The organism is Actinoplanes sp. NBC_00393 (assembly GCF_036053395.1).
In the GTDB taxonomy this organism is placed as follows: Bacteria; Actinomycetota; Actinomycetes; order Mycobacteriales; family Micromonosporaceae; genus Actinoplanes.
On the sequence record NZ_CP107942.1, the window covers coordinates 5003497 to 5018404 of the forward strand.

A 14908-nucleotide genomic window follows, 5' to 3' on the forward strand; every position below is an offset into this window, starting at 1 on the left:
AGAGAACTCCTCGAGACGGGGGCGGCGCGGGAGCGCGCCGAGGGAACGGCGACCAACACATCGGTGGGGATCGTTGGCCGATGGGGACAGCATTACATGGGAGCGCTCCCAGCGCAATGATCCGGAAACACCGGAGCAACCGCAGGTTCATGGCCCCGCGAGCGGTGCAACAGGAGCGCCGGCGGCGGCCATAGTGGGGTGTGACGATCCAGCGTGCGGACCTGTGGCCGGCCGGCGACTTCGGGCGCGTCTTCGACCTGTACAGCCGCGCGGTCTACAACCACGCGTTCCGGCTGACCGGCTCCTGGTCGACGGCCGAGGACATCACCCAGGCCACCTTCCTGACCGCGTGGCGGCGCCGCGACGAGGTACGCCTCGTCGACGGTTCACCCCTCCCCTGGCTGCTCGTCACCGCCGGCCATCAGGCCCGCTCCGAACAGCGCACCCTCACCCGCTGGCGCAACCGGCTGTTCCGGGCGCCCACGGAGACGACGGTGGCCGACCCGGCCGACGACGTGGCCGGCCGCCTCGACGACGAGCGCAGGATGCGCGAGGTGCTCGCCGCCGTCCGCCGCCTGCCTCCGGCCGGGCCGCCCACATCCGCGCCGCCCTGCTGAGCGACCCGGCGCCGGCAGCCCGCCCGCGCCGGGGCCGGACCGCCCGGATGCGGCTGGTCGTCGCCGCTGCCGTCACCCTCGCGGCCGCCGGGGCGGGGGTTGTCCGACTACTGTCCGACGAGCAGGCCGGTGACGTCACCACCGTGGCGATGGGCCCGGCGGAGCTGAGTTCTTCGCTGCTGACCACCGTGGAGAGCTGCGTGGACCGCTTCCCCGAGCAGCCGGTGTTCGACATGACCCACCGCACCGCCCTGCGGAAGGCCGAGCTGGCGGTCGCCATCGAGCACGAGGGCCGGGCGACGGCGCTCTTCTTCGCCGAGGACGGCTGGGTGGCCTGCGACGAGGTCCGCCACGGGCGGGAGAGCAGCGGCGGCTTCGGCGGCTCCCTCTGGTACGGCCAGAAGGACTGGCTGCCGGGCCCGGTCGAGCGGCTCTCGGCGTCCTCGTCGGAACTCGAAGGCGGCTGGGTCATGGCCGCCGGCCGGGTCAGCTTCCGGGTCGACCGGCTGGTCCTGGAACACGGCAACGGAAACTCCACCGGGGCGCGCCTGGCCAACGGAGCATTCGGCCTGGTCACCACGAGCGGCGACGTGCAACCCGACGCCGAGCTGGTGGCCTACGACGCCACCGGTTCGGTGATCGAGCGGGAAGGGGTCTTCGAGCCGCTGTCCGCACCGAGCCGGTGCTACACGGACCCCACCGGCAAGGTCGTCCACTCCCGGGTGGTCGAGCCGGACACCGACTGCCTCCCGGCCGAACGCTGGAAACCGTGACCTACCCGGTCGCCGCGCAGCGCTCCAGGACCTCCGTCAGGTTGACGGCCGCGGCGGTGGGCAGCACCAGGTCGGCCCGGGCGTAACGGGCGGCGTCGGTGAACGGGTTCGGGATCGCCACGCAGCGCAGGCCCGCGGCGTGGGCGGCGGCCACCCCGTGCGGGCTGTCCTCGAAGGCGAGCGCCTGCTCCGGCGGCAGGCCGAGCCGGTCCAGGGCGAGCCGGTAGACGGCCGGGTCCGGCTTGTAAGCGGTCACCTCGTCACCGCAGGCCAGCACCTCGAAGCGGTCGAGATCGCCGGTCCGGGCCAGGTTGCCGGCCACCCAGGACCGGACCGAGCTGCTCGCCACGGCGAGACGCAGCCCGAGCCGCTCGGCCTCGCCGAACCAGGCCGTGATCCCGGCGGCCAGGCCGAGACCTTCGTGCAACCCCTCCCGGTACGCGATCCGCCGAGCATGACTGGCCGCCCGGTCGAAACCCGGCCCGACCGCGCCGGCCAGCACGGCGTAGCGGTGCTCGCTCATGTCGCCGCCGTGATCGGCGAAGAAGGTCGACTCGTCGAGTTCCAGCCCGTGCCGGCGCCACTCGTGCCGCCAGCTGTCCAGCAGGGTGGTCTCGGTGTCCATGAGCAGACCGTCGAAATCGAAGATCAATGCCCGGATGACCATCGCCGTAGTATTCCGGATCGCCGCTCGTCGATGCGATCGGTGGGCGGTCACCCATGTGCACCCGTTTTGCCCCCGCCGCCCACCGCACCGCCGCTCAACCCGCTGGACCCGGTGCCGACCCATAGAGCCATGAGCGTGGGCAGCGAAGTGCACACAGCCGGGCCCGTCGTGGAGACGCCCGGCGAGCCGGACATGCTTCCGGACCGCCAGTCGCTACTGCTCGCCGAACTGGTGGCGTTCATGACCAAGGACACCCCCTCGGTGCAGCACGTCCTCGACCTGACCACGCCGCACCTTCAGGAGGTCGCCGGGCTGACCGCCGCCACCGTCTTCGAACTCGACTCGGAGAGCGGCATGATGACGCCCACCGCGCGGTTCGGTGAGCCGGGCCGGCGGGACCAGCTGGTCGCCGGCAAGGTGTTCCGTACCCCGGCCGGTGGCAAGCCGGTGGTCAACGGCGAGCAGATGGCGATCCGGCTGCGGATCGGCGGCCAGACCGTGGGCGTGCTGCTGCTGACCGGTGGCGCGCTGGAGGATCTGCGCCCGGACACCACCTCGACGATGGCCCTGCACTTCGCCACCACCCTGCAGGGGCTGGCCGCGGAGAAGCAGCGGCAGTTCGTCGCGCACAGCAGCGCGACGATCCGGGAGCTGTTCGAGCACGGCATGTCCGCCGGTGACGTGGAGACCGCCGCCGAGCTGCTGACCCGGTCGTGCGCGACGGCGTTCCGCACCGAGCACGCCGCCCTGCACCTGATCGACGGCGAGGGCCGGATCCGGTTCGTGCACGGCGTCGGTTTCCCGCCCGAGCAGCGGCAGGCCCTGTCCGAGAACCTGCTCGGCAAGGCGGCCGCCGACTCGCCGGTGTGGCGGGCCGCGGTCGAGTCCGGTGAGCCGGTGATGGTCGGCGACGTGACGACCGCCAAGCTGCGCTCCGGCGGGTTCGCGCAGACGATCGGCACCCGGTCGTTCATCGCGATGCCGCTGATGTCCGGCACCGGGCCGGTCGGCATGGTGATGTGCGGCGACTCCGCTACGCGGGAGTGGGGCGCCCGGGACCGCATCCTGGCGCAGCAGCTGGCCGTCGAAGGCGCGCTGATCATGGACAGCGCCCGGATGCGGGAGGCCGCCCAGGCGCACGTCGAGGCCCTCACCCACCAGGCGTTCCACGACTCGCTGACCGGTCTGCCGAACCGCAAATACCTGCTGGACCGCGCCGAGCAGGCGGTGGAGATCGCGGCGGCCACCGGCACCCGGCTGGCGCTGCTGCTGCTCGACCTGAACGGCTTCAAGCAGGTCAACGACACCGTCGGCCACCACGCCGGCGATGTGCTGCTGCAGCTCGTGGCGAAGCGGCTGGAGCACACCGTACGCCGGCCCGACCTGGTCGCCCGGCTCGGCGGCGACGAGTTCTCGGTGCTGCTCACCGGCGACCCGGACGAGGCCGCGGCGGTCCTGGCCGGGGAGCGGATCTGCGACCGGCTGCGGGAGCCGTTCGACATCGAGGGGCAGACGGTCCGGATCGGCGCGAGCATCGGCGTGGCCCTGTTCCCGGTGCACGGCACCGAGTCCGGCGCCCTGATGCGCGACGCCGACGCCGCGATGTACCAGGCGAAGCGGGGTGGCGGCGGGGTACGCCTGACGCGCCACCCGTCGGGGGACGAATCATTCTAAAATAGGACGTAGCTGGTAGCTTTCGGGCCGCAATCACCGACCCGAAGGGAATCCCGAAGATGCGCGGAACACACCTGCTCGCCACGGCTGCGGTACTGGCGGCCGGGCTGTCCGGCGTGGCCGCCGCGCACACCCCGGTGGAGATGACCTTCGCGGTGGCGCCCGACGAGGCGAAGCAGGGCAGCCGGATCACCCTGTCCGGCCGGGCCGGCTTCGGCAGCGGCGGCAACGCCGGACCGGTCGACCTGTACTTCCGCAAGTCCGAGAACGACGCCTACGCCCGGATCGGCACGACGAACGCCTCCAGCGCCGGCACGTTCAGCACCACGCTCACCGCCCGCGCGTCCGGCGACTACCAGGCCGTCTACCGCGGCAACAAGCGCCGCGGCACCGCTTCCGCCAGCGACTACCTGGCCGTCTACACGACCACCACGGCCGACCTCGCCCTCTACAGCTGGTCCGGCACCCGCGTCCAGTGCCACCCTTCGTGCACCGCCGCCGGCCCCGACCAGACGTTGCTGCCCGGCCCGGTCCGCATCCGGTTCAAGCACACCTGCGCCCAGCCGAAGTCCGGCGGCAGCCTCGGCTTCACCGCCGACCCGAAGATCATTCCCAAGCCGGGCGCGCCCGGATGGCGCGATTTCCCGCAGGGCGCCGGCCCCACCGAGTTCGAGCTGACCCCGCCCGCCCCGAACGGACATTTCCGCCTGCGCTGGAGCAGCCCCGCCGGCAAGGACACCACCTGCGACCTGGCCTTCTCCGCCACGCAGCGCAACACCCAGAAACGCTACCTCTGAGCGGTCGGCACGCTTTCCAGAATCCTTTCCGGTACGCGCGACGCCGCTCTTTGAATTTCTCGCCGTCCCGCCGAGCCGCGCGATGCCCCAGTCACTCAAGGCCGCCCGGCGACCGCCGGGCTGAAGCAGGTGGCTGGTAAACAGGGCTGTTCCGGGCGTCTCCGAGCAGCCGTGCTGACCAGCCACGTGCTTGAGCCCGGCGGTCGCCGGGCGGCCGGGAGTGGCTGCTGCCTCGCGCGGCTCGGCGGGACGGGGTCGATTTCCAAGGGGCGGGGTCGCGCGTACCGGGAAAGGTCTAGACGAAGGCGCTGTGGCCGGTGACCGCCCGGCCCACGATGAGCGAATTGATCTCGCGCGTGCCCTCGTAGGAATAGAGCGCCTCGGCATCGGCGACGAAGCGGCCGATGTCGTAGTCGAGGACGATGCCGTTGCCGGCGAGCAGTTCTCGGGCCCAGCCGACCACCTCGCGCATCCGGGTGGTGCAGTAGGCCTTGGCGAGCGCGGAATGCTCGTCCTTGTAGACGCCGGTGTCCTGGAGCTGGGCGAGCCGCACGCACATGCCGAGCGACGCGGTGACGTTGCCGACCATGCGCACCAGCAGATCCTGGACCAGCTGGAACTTGGCGATTGGACGGCCGAACTGTTCGCGCTCGCCGGCGTAGCGCAGGGCGATCTCGTAGGCCGCGAGCATCACGCCGACCGCCTGCCAGGCGACGCCGGCCCGGGTCTGGCGCAGCACCTTCGCGGTGTCCTTGAACGAGTTCGCCTGCTGCAGGCGGTCGGCCTCCGGGATGCGCACGTCGACGAGAGAGATGTCGGCGTTCTGCACGATCCGCAAGGCGATCTTGTGCTCGATGCGAGTGGCCGTGAAGCCGGGCGCGTCGCCGGGAACCACGAAGCCTTTCACCTGGTTGTCGGCCTCGTCGCGGGCCCACACGATGATCAGGTCGGCGAACGTCGCGTTGCCGATCCAGCGTTTCGACCCGTTCAGGATCCAGTGGTCGCCGTCACGGCGGGCGGTGGTGCGCAGGCCGGCCGCCACGTCGGAGCCACCGGTCGGCTCGGTCAGCGCGAACGCCCCGATCTTGTCGAAGTCGTGCATGGCCGGCAGCCAGCGTTCCTTCTGCTCGGGTGACCCGCAGGTCTGAATGCTGCCCATGGCGAGCCCGGCGTGCACCCCGTAGAAGGTCGCCATGGACGCGTCGGCGTGCCCCATCTCCAGGGCGAGCCAGCCGTTGAGCAGCGACGAGCGTTCGACGCCGGCCAGGCCCAGACCGGCGAACCGCTTGATCAGGTGGGTGGGGAACTCGGCGCGGGTCCAGTACTCGTTCGCGATCGGGGTGACCTCGGCGGCGAGGAAGTCACGGACGCGCTGGACGGTGGCCGACTCCTCCTCGTTCAGCAGGTCCTGAAAGGCGTAAAGATCTCCGGCAAGCATGAATGCGTTCGTACCCCCGCAGCGCCGCACCTAGACTTCGGTCCCATGCTCACCATGCAGGACGCACTGGCCCGGTTGACCGCGTACTGGACTGATCAGGGTGCCCTGGTCGTCCAGCCGATGAACACCGAGGTCGGCGCCGGCACTCTGAACCCGGCCACGTTTCTGCGGGTCCTCGGCCCGGAGCCGTGGAAGGTCGTCTATGTCGAGCCGTCCGTGCGGCCGGACGACTCCCGCTACGGCGAGAACCCGAACCGGCTGCAGACCCACACCCAGCTGCAGGTGATCCTCAAGCCCGACCCCGGCAACCCGCAGGAGCTATACCTGGGCAGCCTGCAGGCGCTCGGCATCGACGTGGCCGCCCACGACGTGCGGTTCGTCGAGGACAACTGGGCCTCCCCCGCGCTCGGCGCCTGGGGCCTGGGCTGGGAGGTCTGGCTGGACGGCCTGGAGATCACCCAGTTCACGTACTTCCAGCAGGCCGGCGGCCTGAACCTCGACCCGGTGAGCGTGGAGATCACGTACGGGATCGAGCGGATCATCATGGCCCTGCAGGACAAGACCCACTTCAAGGAGATCGAGTACGCGCCGGGCGTCAGTTACGGCGAGGTGTTCGGGCAGGCCGAGTACGAGATGTCGCGCTACTACCTCGACGACGCGGACGTCGAGGCCAACCGGCGGCTGCTGGAGATCTACGCGGCCGAGGCGCAGCGGATGATCGACGCCGAGTTGCCGGTGCCCGCGCACAGCTTCGTGCTGAAGTGCTCGCAGGCGTTCAACGTGCTGGACTCCCGCGGCGCCGTGTCGACCGCCGAGCGGGCCGCCGAGTTCGCCCGGATGCGGCGGCTCGCCGGTGAGGTGGCCAAACTGTGGGTGGCCCGCCGCGCCTCCCTGTCGCAACCGCTGGGCATCACCGAACCCCTGGCCGCCGCCCGCCCGGCCAGCACCACCCAGACCTCCACCGGCGAGCGCACCCTGGTCTTCGAGATCGGCGCCGAGGAGCTGCCGCCGGCCGAGCTGCGTTCCGCCCGGGAGCAGGTGCTGCGCCTGGTCACCGAGGGTCTGGCGGCCACCCGGCTGGCGCACGGGGAGCCGCGGGTCTTCGGCACGCCGCGCCGGCTGATCGCCGTGGTCCCGGCGGTCGCGGCGCGCGAGGAAGATCATGTGCGCACGGTCAAAGGGCCTAAAACCGCTGCTGCGTACGGGTCGGACGGCACGCCCAGCAAAGCGCTCGAAGGGTTCGTCCGTGGACAGGGCGCCACCCTCGCCGATGTGGAGACCGCCGAGCTGAACGGCGTACCCCATGTGGTTCTGAAGAAGCACGAAGCCGGGCGCGCGGCGCCCGACGTGCTCGCCGGCGTGCTCGCGCAGGTCGTCACCGGGCTGCGCGCGGCCAAGAACATGCGGTGGAACGACCCGAAACTGGCGTTCAGCCGGCCGCTGCGCTGGCTCACGGCGCTCTGGGGCGACGACGTGGTGCCGGTGGCGGTCTCCACCCTGGCCGCCGGCCGGCAGACCCGGCTGCTGCGGACCGCTTCGCCCGCCCAGATCGAGGTGGAGTCCGCCGAGACGTTCCTGGAGACCCTGGGGGTCAACGGGATCGTGGCCGACCACGAGGACCGGCGCGAGCTGATCGTGATCGGCGCGCAGGACCTCGTCTACCCGGACGGCCGGATCGACGTCAAGGGCGAGGCCGCGCTGATCGACCAGATCACCGACCTGGTGGAGCAGCCGTTGCCGCTGCTCGGCACGTTCGACGAGGGCTATCTGTCGCTGCCGGACGCGGTGCTCACCACGGTGATGCGCAAGCACCAGCGGTACCTGCCGGTGCGCGACGCGGACGGCGCGCTGCTGCCGATGTTCGTAACGGTGGCGAACGGGCCGGTCGACGTGGAACTGGTCCGGGCCGGAAACGAGGCGGTGCTGCGCGCCCGGTACGAGGACGCGGCCTTCTTCTACCGCGCCGACCTGGCGACGCCGCTGCCGGACATGCGGGAGCGGCTCACCCGGCTGACGTTCACCGACAAGCTGGGCTCGATGGCCGACCGGGCGTCCCGGATCGCCGCGCTCGCCCGCACCCTCGCCGCCGGCCTGGGCCTGGACTCGCCGGTGCTCGACCGGGCAGCCGGACTGGTCAAGTTCGACCTCGGGTCGCAGCTGGTCACCGAGATGACGAGCCTGGCCGGGGTGATGGCCCGCGACTACGCGCTGCAGGCCGGGGAGGACCGGGCGGTGGCGCAGGCGGTGTACGAGGCTGAGCTGCCCCGCAACACCGGGGACGAACTGCCGCGTACGGTCGCCGGCGCGCTGCTGTCGGTCGCCGACCGGCTCGACCTGATCGCCGGACTCGCTGCAACGGTCGGGCTGCCCACCGGCTCGAGTGACCCGTTCGCGCTGCGCCGGGCGTTCCTCGGCCTGATCGCGGTGCACCGGGCCACCCCCGCGCTGGCCGCCCTGGACCTGGTCGAATCGCTGGCCCTCGCCGCCCAGCCGGTGCCGGTGGACCGCACGGTGGTCGACGCCTGCGCCGGGTTCCTCGCCAAGCGGCTGGAACAGGTGCTGGTCGAGGAAGGACAGCCGGTGGACCGGGTCCGGGCGGTGCTGCCACACGCAGCCCGGCCGTCCGTGGTGGACTCGCTGCTCGCCGACCTGGCCACCGCGGTCGACGATCCCGGCTTCCGGGCCGTGGCCGAGGCGATCCAGCGGGCCCGCCGCATCGTCCCGCAGGGCACCCCCGCCGGCTACGACGCCGCGGCGCTGAAGGAACCCGCCGAGATCGCGCTGCACACCGCGGTGGCGGCGGTGCCGGCCTTCACCGACCTGCCGGGGCTGGTCTCGGCCACCCAGCCGCTGGTGGTGCCGCTCGGGCGGTTCTTCGACGAGGTGTTCGTGATGGCCGACGACCCGGCGCTGCGGGCCGCCCGGCTGGGGCTGCTGGCCACCATCCGTGACCTCGGTGAGGGTCTGCTGGACTGGTCGCATCTGCGTCTCTGAATTGTTGTCGGGCCCCTTTGTCAGGCCCCTCTTTGTCGGACCCCGGCCCTAGGGTGGCCGCATGTCGCTCACCTGGGCCGGGCTCGACGGGCCGCTCCGCACCATCGACAGCCCCCGGCTGACCGCCCTGCTGCTCGCGGTCGGCGAGCCGGAGCGCCTGGCGTTCGCCGGTGAGGTCGAGGCCCGGGTGCGGTCCGGTTCCCGGGCGGGCAGCTCGTTCGATCCGGCCGGCTGCCTCGCGCTCACCGTGATCGCCTGCATGCCCACCGCGGCCCGGGCCGCCGCGCTGCTCACCCGCCGCGACATGCGCGAGTGGCGGCTGATCTCCACCGACTGCTTCCTGCAGATCGCCCGGGCCCGGCGGCTGCCCTGGCTCGGCGACCTCGGCGTCCGGCTCGCACAACACCTGCCGGCGCGCGACCCGTGGGGCGCGGACTGGTTGTTCGCCGAGTCCCTGCTGATCGCCGGTGACACGGAACCACCGGTCACCGAGGGCGCCGTCCGGGCCTGGCTGCTAGCGGCCGAGGAGAGCTGCTGGTTCGGCCGTTCCGCGTCGCTCGCCGAGGCCTATCGCGGGTCGCCTTGGCTCGACCTGCTGCTGCCCGCGGTCTTCGAGCTCGACGGCGTGGGCAGCGACCTGCCTGATCTCTTTCCGGCGGCTGTCACCTCACTGGTCACCGAGGGCCGGCTCGATCGCAAGACCGTACTGAGCGCCACCCTCGACCGTCTCACCCGGCCGGACCGCCCGGCCCGGCTGCGTCCGTTCGCCCGGCTGCATGCGGCCCTCGAGCCGGTGCCGGTCGAGCTGGCCCAGCACGTCCCGGCCTACCTCGCCATGCTGCCGGACGCCCCGTCCCCTGTCGCCGGTCTGGCACAGCGGGCGCTGCGCGCCCTGGACGAGGCAGGTCTGCTGGATGTGGACACCGTGCTGGAGGCCGGCCGCAGCCTCGTAGCGCGCCCCGAGAAGGTCCTGGTCCGCGCCCAGCTGGCCTGGTTCAGGCAGCTGGCGCGCCGGGCACCCCAGCGGGCGGCCGACATCCGGGAGGTGGTGGCGCTGGCGCTCGCACACCCGGCGGCGGACTTACGGGAGCGAGCGGCCGCTCTGATCGGTGTGGACGCCTCCGTCATCGCCTACGGTGGGCACCCAGCGGCTGGATCGGACGCCGCGGGCCTCGCCCGCGGTGACCACCCAGCGCTGGCCGCCGACTTGGAGGCCGCTGGTTCGGAGGCCGCGGGGCTCGGCTTCGGCGGCCAGCCGGCCGGGCCCGGGCTGCCCGCGGTGGTCCCGGTGGCTGCGGTGCCGCCGCCGATCGCCGACGCTGCGGAGCTCGCCGCGGAGGTGGTGGCGCTGCTGCACGAGGCGAGTGCGCTGCGCTGGGAGCGGGTGATGGCGGCGCTGGTCACGCTGCCGGAGGCCGGTCTGGCCGAGACGCTCGGCCCGGTCTTGGACCGGTACCGCGGGTCCTTCACCGACCGCTGGGGACGGATCCCGTTTCTCGGCGAGGCGATCGGGGCGCGGATCGGCCGGGAGCGCGGGCACGTCATGCGGGAACGCCTTCTCGGCATCGTCCGGCGGAGCTGGACGGATGCCGGCGGCGGCATGGACCGGTCGCTGATCAACACGCCGTCCGGTGTGCTCACCCTCCGGATCGCCGAGCTGGCCGCGCAGGTGACCCGCTCCCCCGTGCCGGTGCTGCTCGCCACGCCCACCCACGTGACCGGCAGCCTCGACGGCCGCACCCTGGTCCAGCGTCTGGAGCGGCACGAGGCCGCGGGAGGCGAACCCTGGCCGCTCGACTTCCAGCAGGCGCTGCTCCGCGTGCCACGCACGGTCGATGCGGAGGTGCTGGCCCGGGCGGAGGCTCTCACCTCACCCGCCGGGCGGCAGCTGGCCGGGTGGTTCCGGTCCGGCGGGTTGCCCGACCCGGTCAGCACCCGGTTCGTGCAGTCCACGCGTGACCCCGACGGGCGGGTCGTGGTCCGCCGGGTGGTCGCCAACCTGGAGACGGGCCGCGGCGACGACGATCGCATCCTGCTGGAGGACGCGCTGTGCACCATCAACCGCAGGCCCCGGCCGGAGTATCGGGACCAGCCCGCCGTCGAAGCGGATGTTCTCGCCATGGTGCTGCCACACCACCGCGAAGCCGTAGCAGCCTGGGCGCTGCCCGAGCTCGCCGCGCTCGCCGACCAGGACGCCCGCGGCGCGTCGCTGCTGCCGTTGCTCGCCGACTGCTCCGGCCCGATCGGCCCGGCCATGACGCTCGCCCTGGCCTACGGGCTCGGCGCCCGCCGTCCGGCTAACCGGGTGGCCGCGGTCGACGCCCTCCTGGCCCTCGCCGCCGGTCCCGACCCGTTCGCCGCCGCCGTCGGCTCGGATCTGGGCGACCTCTGCGCCGACGGCACGGTCAAGCTCAGCCGGGTGGTGACGCCGCTGACCGACGCCCACCAGGCGGGCGCATCCGTCGCGGTCTGGGAGATCGTCGCGGCGGCTCTCCCCGCCCTGTTGCCGGCGGCGCCCCGCGGCCTGCCCGACCTGCTGGAGCTGGCCACGATGGTCGCCACGGCGGTCGGGGCCCGCACGGAGATCCCCGGGCTCGCAGCGGTGACGGGCCGTTCGCGCGCGGCCCGGGAGGCCAGGCGGCTGCGCGCCACCCTCGCCGCCGGCTGAGCGTCACCCGGCAGGCCGAACGGCTGCGCGCCACCCTCGCCGCCGGCTGAGCGTCGCCCGGCAGGCCGAGCGGCTGTGCCCCGCCGTCACCGCCGGGCTGGGCATGGCCCGGCCGCTCACGCGCCGCCCAGCACGACAGGTGCCTGCGCGCCGCAGCCAGGTCCCGTGGTTACGCGCCGACCTCACCGCCCGGGCCAAGCACCACCCGGCCGCTCACGCGGTGCCCGGCAGGCCCGGCGGCTGCGCTGTCAGCGGGACGGGGCTCGTGGGCGGGCTGGAGTGAGCGTCCATGATCGACCATTAGTGCTACGTTCGCCGACGCGTCATGTCGGCGTTCGGTCTGGGACGGATCGGTCGCGTCGACTGCCTTCGGTTGTCCGGCGACCGTCGCCGGGCCTGAGTTCGGTGGAGGAGAAAAGTGGCAGATCGCCGTCAGGTGCTGCGCTTCGGCGCGGTCGCCGCCGCCACGCCGGTGCTGGCCGGGGCCGTTTCCGCGCCCGCGTCCGCGCACGGCGGCCGGCCGGATCGCAAGCCGCTGGTCGTGGGGCACCGGGGTGCCTCCGGTTACCGGCCGGAGCACACCCTCGCCTCGTACGAGCTGGCCGCCCGGCTGGGCGCCGACTACCTGGAACCAGACCTGGTGATCACCAAGGACGGTGTGCTGGTCTGCCGGCACGAGCCGGAGATCGGCGGCACCACCGATGTGGCCGCGCACCCGGAGTTCGCCGACCGCAAGCGCACCGTGTCGCTCGACGGGGTCAGCGTCACCGGCTGGTTCACCCACGACTTCACGCTCGCCGAGCTGAAGACGCTGCGCGCCGTCGAGCGGATCCCGGCGGTCCGGCAGCAGAACACCCTGTACGACGGGCTGTTCGAGGTGCCGACCTTCCAGGAGATGCTGGACCTGCGCAAGCGGCTCTCCAAGGAGCTCGGCCGCGACCTGGGCGTGTTCCCGGAGACCAAGCACCCGACCTACTTCCAGAAGCTCGGCCTCGCCCTCGAAGCGCCGCTGGTGCGCACCCTGCGCCGCAACGGCCTGGACCGGCGCGGCGCCAAGGTGTTCGTGCAGTCGTTCGAGGCGGCGAACCTGCGGGAGCTCGCGGACAAGCACCGCGTCCAGGTGCCGCTGGTGTTCCTGACCGGCGCGACCGGTGGGCCGTTCAACGACCCGCGCAGCTACGCCGACTACCTGACTCCGGCCGGGCTGAAGGAGCTGTCGCAGTTCGTGGACGGGATCGGGCCGGAGAAGAGCCAGATCATCCCGCGTAAGGCGGACGGGACGCTGGGCACCCCGACCAGCCTGGTCGCCGACGCGCACGCGGCCGGGCTGAAGGTGATCCCGTACACGTTCCGCAACGAGAACCAGTTCCTGCCGGCCGAGCTGCGGGTGGGCGCCGACCCCACCGCGTACGGGAAGGCCATCGACGAGCAGGTGACGTTCCTGCGTACCGGAATCGACGGGCTGTTCACCGACAACCCGGACACCGGCGTGCTGGCCCGCACCCTGGTGTGAACGCGATGCGGGGCCCGGCGCGCTGCGCCGGGCCCCGCATTCGGAAGAAGCGCTACTTGGCGATGAAGGTCGGGTAGATGTTCTCGAAGCTCATCTTGTAGCCGAAGCCGCCGGCCACGATGAACGTGATGCCGAGGATCACCCCGAGCACCACCACGGCGAACAGCAGGTAGCCGAGCGCTGTTCCAGCGGGCCGGCGCGGTCCCGGGGCGGTGACGCCGCTGGTGTTCACGGCCGCCTCGCCGGCGCCCCAGGCCAGCGAGCGGATGCCGAGGGCGAACAGGATGGGCAGCCCGGCGCCGAGGGCCAGCCCGGCCAGCAGGACCTGCCACGCGCCGTCGAGCGCGAATCCGAAGTTGTGCATCTCGGCGCCTCTCAGTTGGCCGCGACGGCGGGAACGGGGGTGACGGCGGCCGGGTCGGGCGAACCGTCCCAGTCGTCGTTGACGTTCTCGTGGTCGACCTTGCCGGTGCGGGAGCGCAGGTACATCGCGCCGGACGCGAGGACCAGCAGGGCGAAGACGACCAGGGCGCCGGCCATGCCGCCGACCGTGTCACCGATCCACCAGGTGACCGCGCCGATCAGGCCGGCCGCGGGCAGGGTGATCATCCAGGCGGTGACCATCCGGCCGGCGACCGCCCAGCGGACCTTGGCGCCGGGCCGGCCGAGGCCGGAACCGATCACCGAGCCGGTGGCGACGTGGGTCGTGGAGAGCGCGAAGCCGAGGTGGCTGGAGGCCAGGATGACCGCGGCGGCGCCGGACTGCGCGGCGGTGCCCTGCGGCGGGTTGATGTCGGTGATGCCCTTGCCCAGGGTGCGGATGATCCGCCAGCCGCCCAGGTAGGTGCCGGCCGCGATGGCCACGGCGGCGGAGACCTTCACCCAGAGCGGGATGTTCTCCAGGTCGCTCCAGTGGCCGCTGGCGATCAGGGCGAGCGTGATCACACCCATGGTCTTCTGCGCGTCGTTGGTGCCGTGCGCGAGCGAGACCAGCGAGGCGCTGCCGATCTGGCCCCAGCGGAAGCCCTTGTCGGTGAAGCGGGCCGCGATCCCGGCGGTGATCTTGAAGATCACCCAGGTGCCGATCGCGGCGACCAGCGCGGCGATGACCGGGGAGAGCACCGCGGGCAGCAGCACCTTGCCGACGACGCCGTCGAGCTTCGAGCCGTCGCCGTTCCAGTTCACCCCGGCCCAGCCGAGGCCGGCCACGGTGGCACCGACGAGGCCGCCGAAGAGGGCGTGCGACGAGCTGGACGGGAGGCCGAAGAGCCAGGTGAGCAGATTCCAGATGATCCCGCCGACGAGGCCGGCCAGGATGATCAGCATCAGGCCGTTGCCGCCGTCGGCCAGCAACTCGGCCTTGGGTGCGCCGGTCTTGTCCTGGATCTTGACGACGGCGTTGGTGACGGTGAGCGCGACTTCGACCGAGAGGAACGCGCCGACCAGGTTCAGGATGCCCGAGAGGGCGACGGCGGTCTTGGGCCGTAGCGCCTTGGTCGCGATGGAGGTGGCCATCGCGTTCGCGGTGTCATGGAACCCGTTGGTGAAATCGAAGGCCAGGGCCGTGAGGACCACCAGCGCCAAGATCACGGATGTTTCTGTCACGCCGTGATCGTGACCGAGTTACCGGCCCGCATCCATAGGCAGAACGTCACATGTACAAGATTCGGCCCCCGTTAACCTGCCGTTTCCCAAAGTTCACCGCGTCGTGAACAGCTCACTACGGAGAGCGCTCGTCAACTCCGTACGGGTGAACAGTCTTTTAGA

11 protein-coding genes are annotated in these 14908 nt (G+C 72.2%); 7 read left to right on the plus strand and 4 right to left on the minus strand.

What is annotated here, in order from left to right; translation table 11 throughout:
• Positions 1-200 precede the first annotated feature (200 nt).
• Positions 201-617: an RNA polymerase sigma factor gene (locus OHA21_RS23500; RefSeq protein WP_328477043.1), complete on the plus strand. Its 417-nt coding sequence runs from the start codon at positions 201-203 to the stop codon at positions 615-617.
• Between the two features lie 47 nt (positions 618-664).
• Entirely contained in the window at positions 665-1390 is a 726-nt protein-coding gene (locus OHA21_RS23505; protein ID WP_328477045.1) for a hypothetical protein, read from the plus strand.
• Between the two features lies 1 nt (position 1391).
• Here OHA21_RS23505 and OHA21_RS23510 read toward each other — a convergent pair whose 3' ends face one another.
• Positions 1392-2057 carry an HAD family hydrolase gene (locus tag OHA21_RS23510; RefSeq protein ID WP_328477047.1) on the minus strand — a complete coding sequence of 222 codons (666 nt, stop codon included), beginning with the start codon at positions 2055-2057 and terminating at the stop codon, positions 1392-1394.
• A 129-nt stretch (positions 2058-2186) separates the two neighbouring features.
• On the opposite strand from OHA21_RS23510, the gene OHA21_RS23515 reads away from it, so the two are divergent.
• Together OHA21_RS23515 and OHA21_RS23520 are read left to right on the plus strand one after the other, a co-directional pair.
• Complete coding sequence (locus tag OHA21_RS23515) at positions 2187-3731, plus strand: sensor domain-containing diguanylate cyclase (protein ID WP_328477049.1); 1545 nt, start codon at positions 2187-2189, stop codon at positions 3729-3731.
• 59 nt (positions 3732-3790) lie between these two features.
• Positions 3791-4528 (plus strand): hypothetical protein, encoded by a 738-nt coding sequence (locus OHA21_RS23520; RefSeq protein WP_328477051.1) that lies wholly within the window; start codon positions 3791-3793, stop codon positions 4526-4528.
• A gap of 295 nt (positions 4529-4823) precedes the next feature.
• On the opposite strand, the gene OHA21_RS23525 is transcribed toward OHA21_RS23520, so the two are convergent.
• Positions 4824-5966, minus strand: a complete 1143-nt coding sequence (locus OHA21_RS23525) for an acyl-CoA dehydrogenase family protein (protein ID WP_328477053.1) — start codon at positions 5964-5966, stop codon at positions 4824-4826.
• Positions 5967-6011: 45 nt separating this feature from the next.
• Here OHA21_RS23525 and OHA21_RS23530 point away from each other — a divergent pair, with 45 nt between their 5' ends.
• The 3 genes from OHA21_RS23530 to OHA21_RS23540 all read left to right on the plus strand — a co-directional run bounded on the left by OHA21_RS23530 (position 6012) and on the right by OHA21_RS23540 (position 13141).
• The gene (locus tag OHA21_RS23530; RefSeq protein ID WP_328477055.1) at positions 6012-8960 is read left to right on the plus strand and encodes a glycine--tRNA ligase; all 2949 of its coding nucleotides are present in this window, start codon (positions 6012-6014) and stop codon (positions 8958-8960) included.
• Positions 8961-9021: 61 nt separating this feature from the next.
• Entirely contained in the window at positions 9022-11628 is a 2607-nt protein-coding gene (locus tag OHA21_RS23535) for a DUF7824 domain-containing protein (protein WP_328477057.1), read from the plus strand.
• A 418-nt stretch (positions 11629-12046) separates the two neighbouring features.
• Positions 12047-13141, plus strand: a complete 1095-nt coding sequence (locus OHA21_RS23540) for a glycerophosphodiester phosphodiesterase (protein ID WP_328477059.1) — start codon at positions 12047-12049, stop codon at positions 13139-13141.
• A 52-nt stretch (positions 13142-13193) separates the two neighbouring features.
• Here the strand turns inward: OHA21_RS23540 and OHA21_RS23545 are convergent, their stop codons facing one another.
• Positions 13194-13505 carry a hypothetical protein gene (locus tag OHA21_RS23545; RefSeq protein ID WP_328477061.1) on the minus strand — a complete coding sequence of 104 codons (312 nt, stop codon included), beginning with the start codon at positions 13503-13505 and terminating at the stop codon, positions 13194-13196.
• A gap of 11 nt (positions 13506-13516) precedes the next feature.
• Positions 13517-14746, minus strand: a complete 1230-nt coding sequence (locus OHA21_RS23550; protein ID WP_328477062.1) for an inorganic phosphate transporter — start codon at positions 14744-14746, stop codon at positions 13517-13519.
• Positions 14747-14908 lie beyond the last annotated feature (162 nt).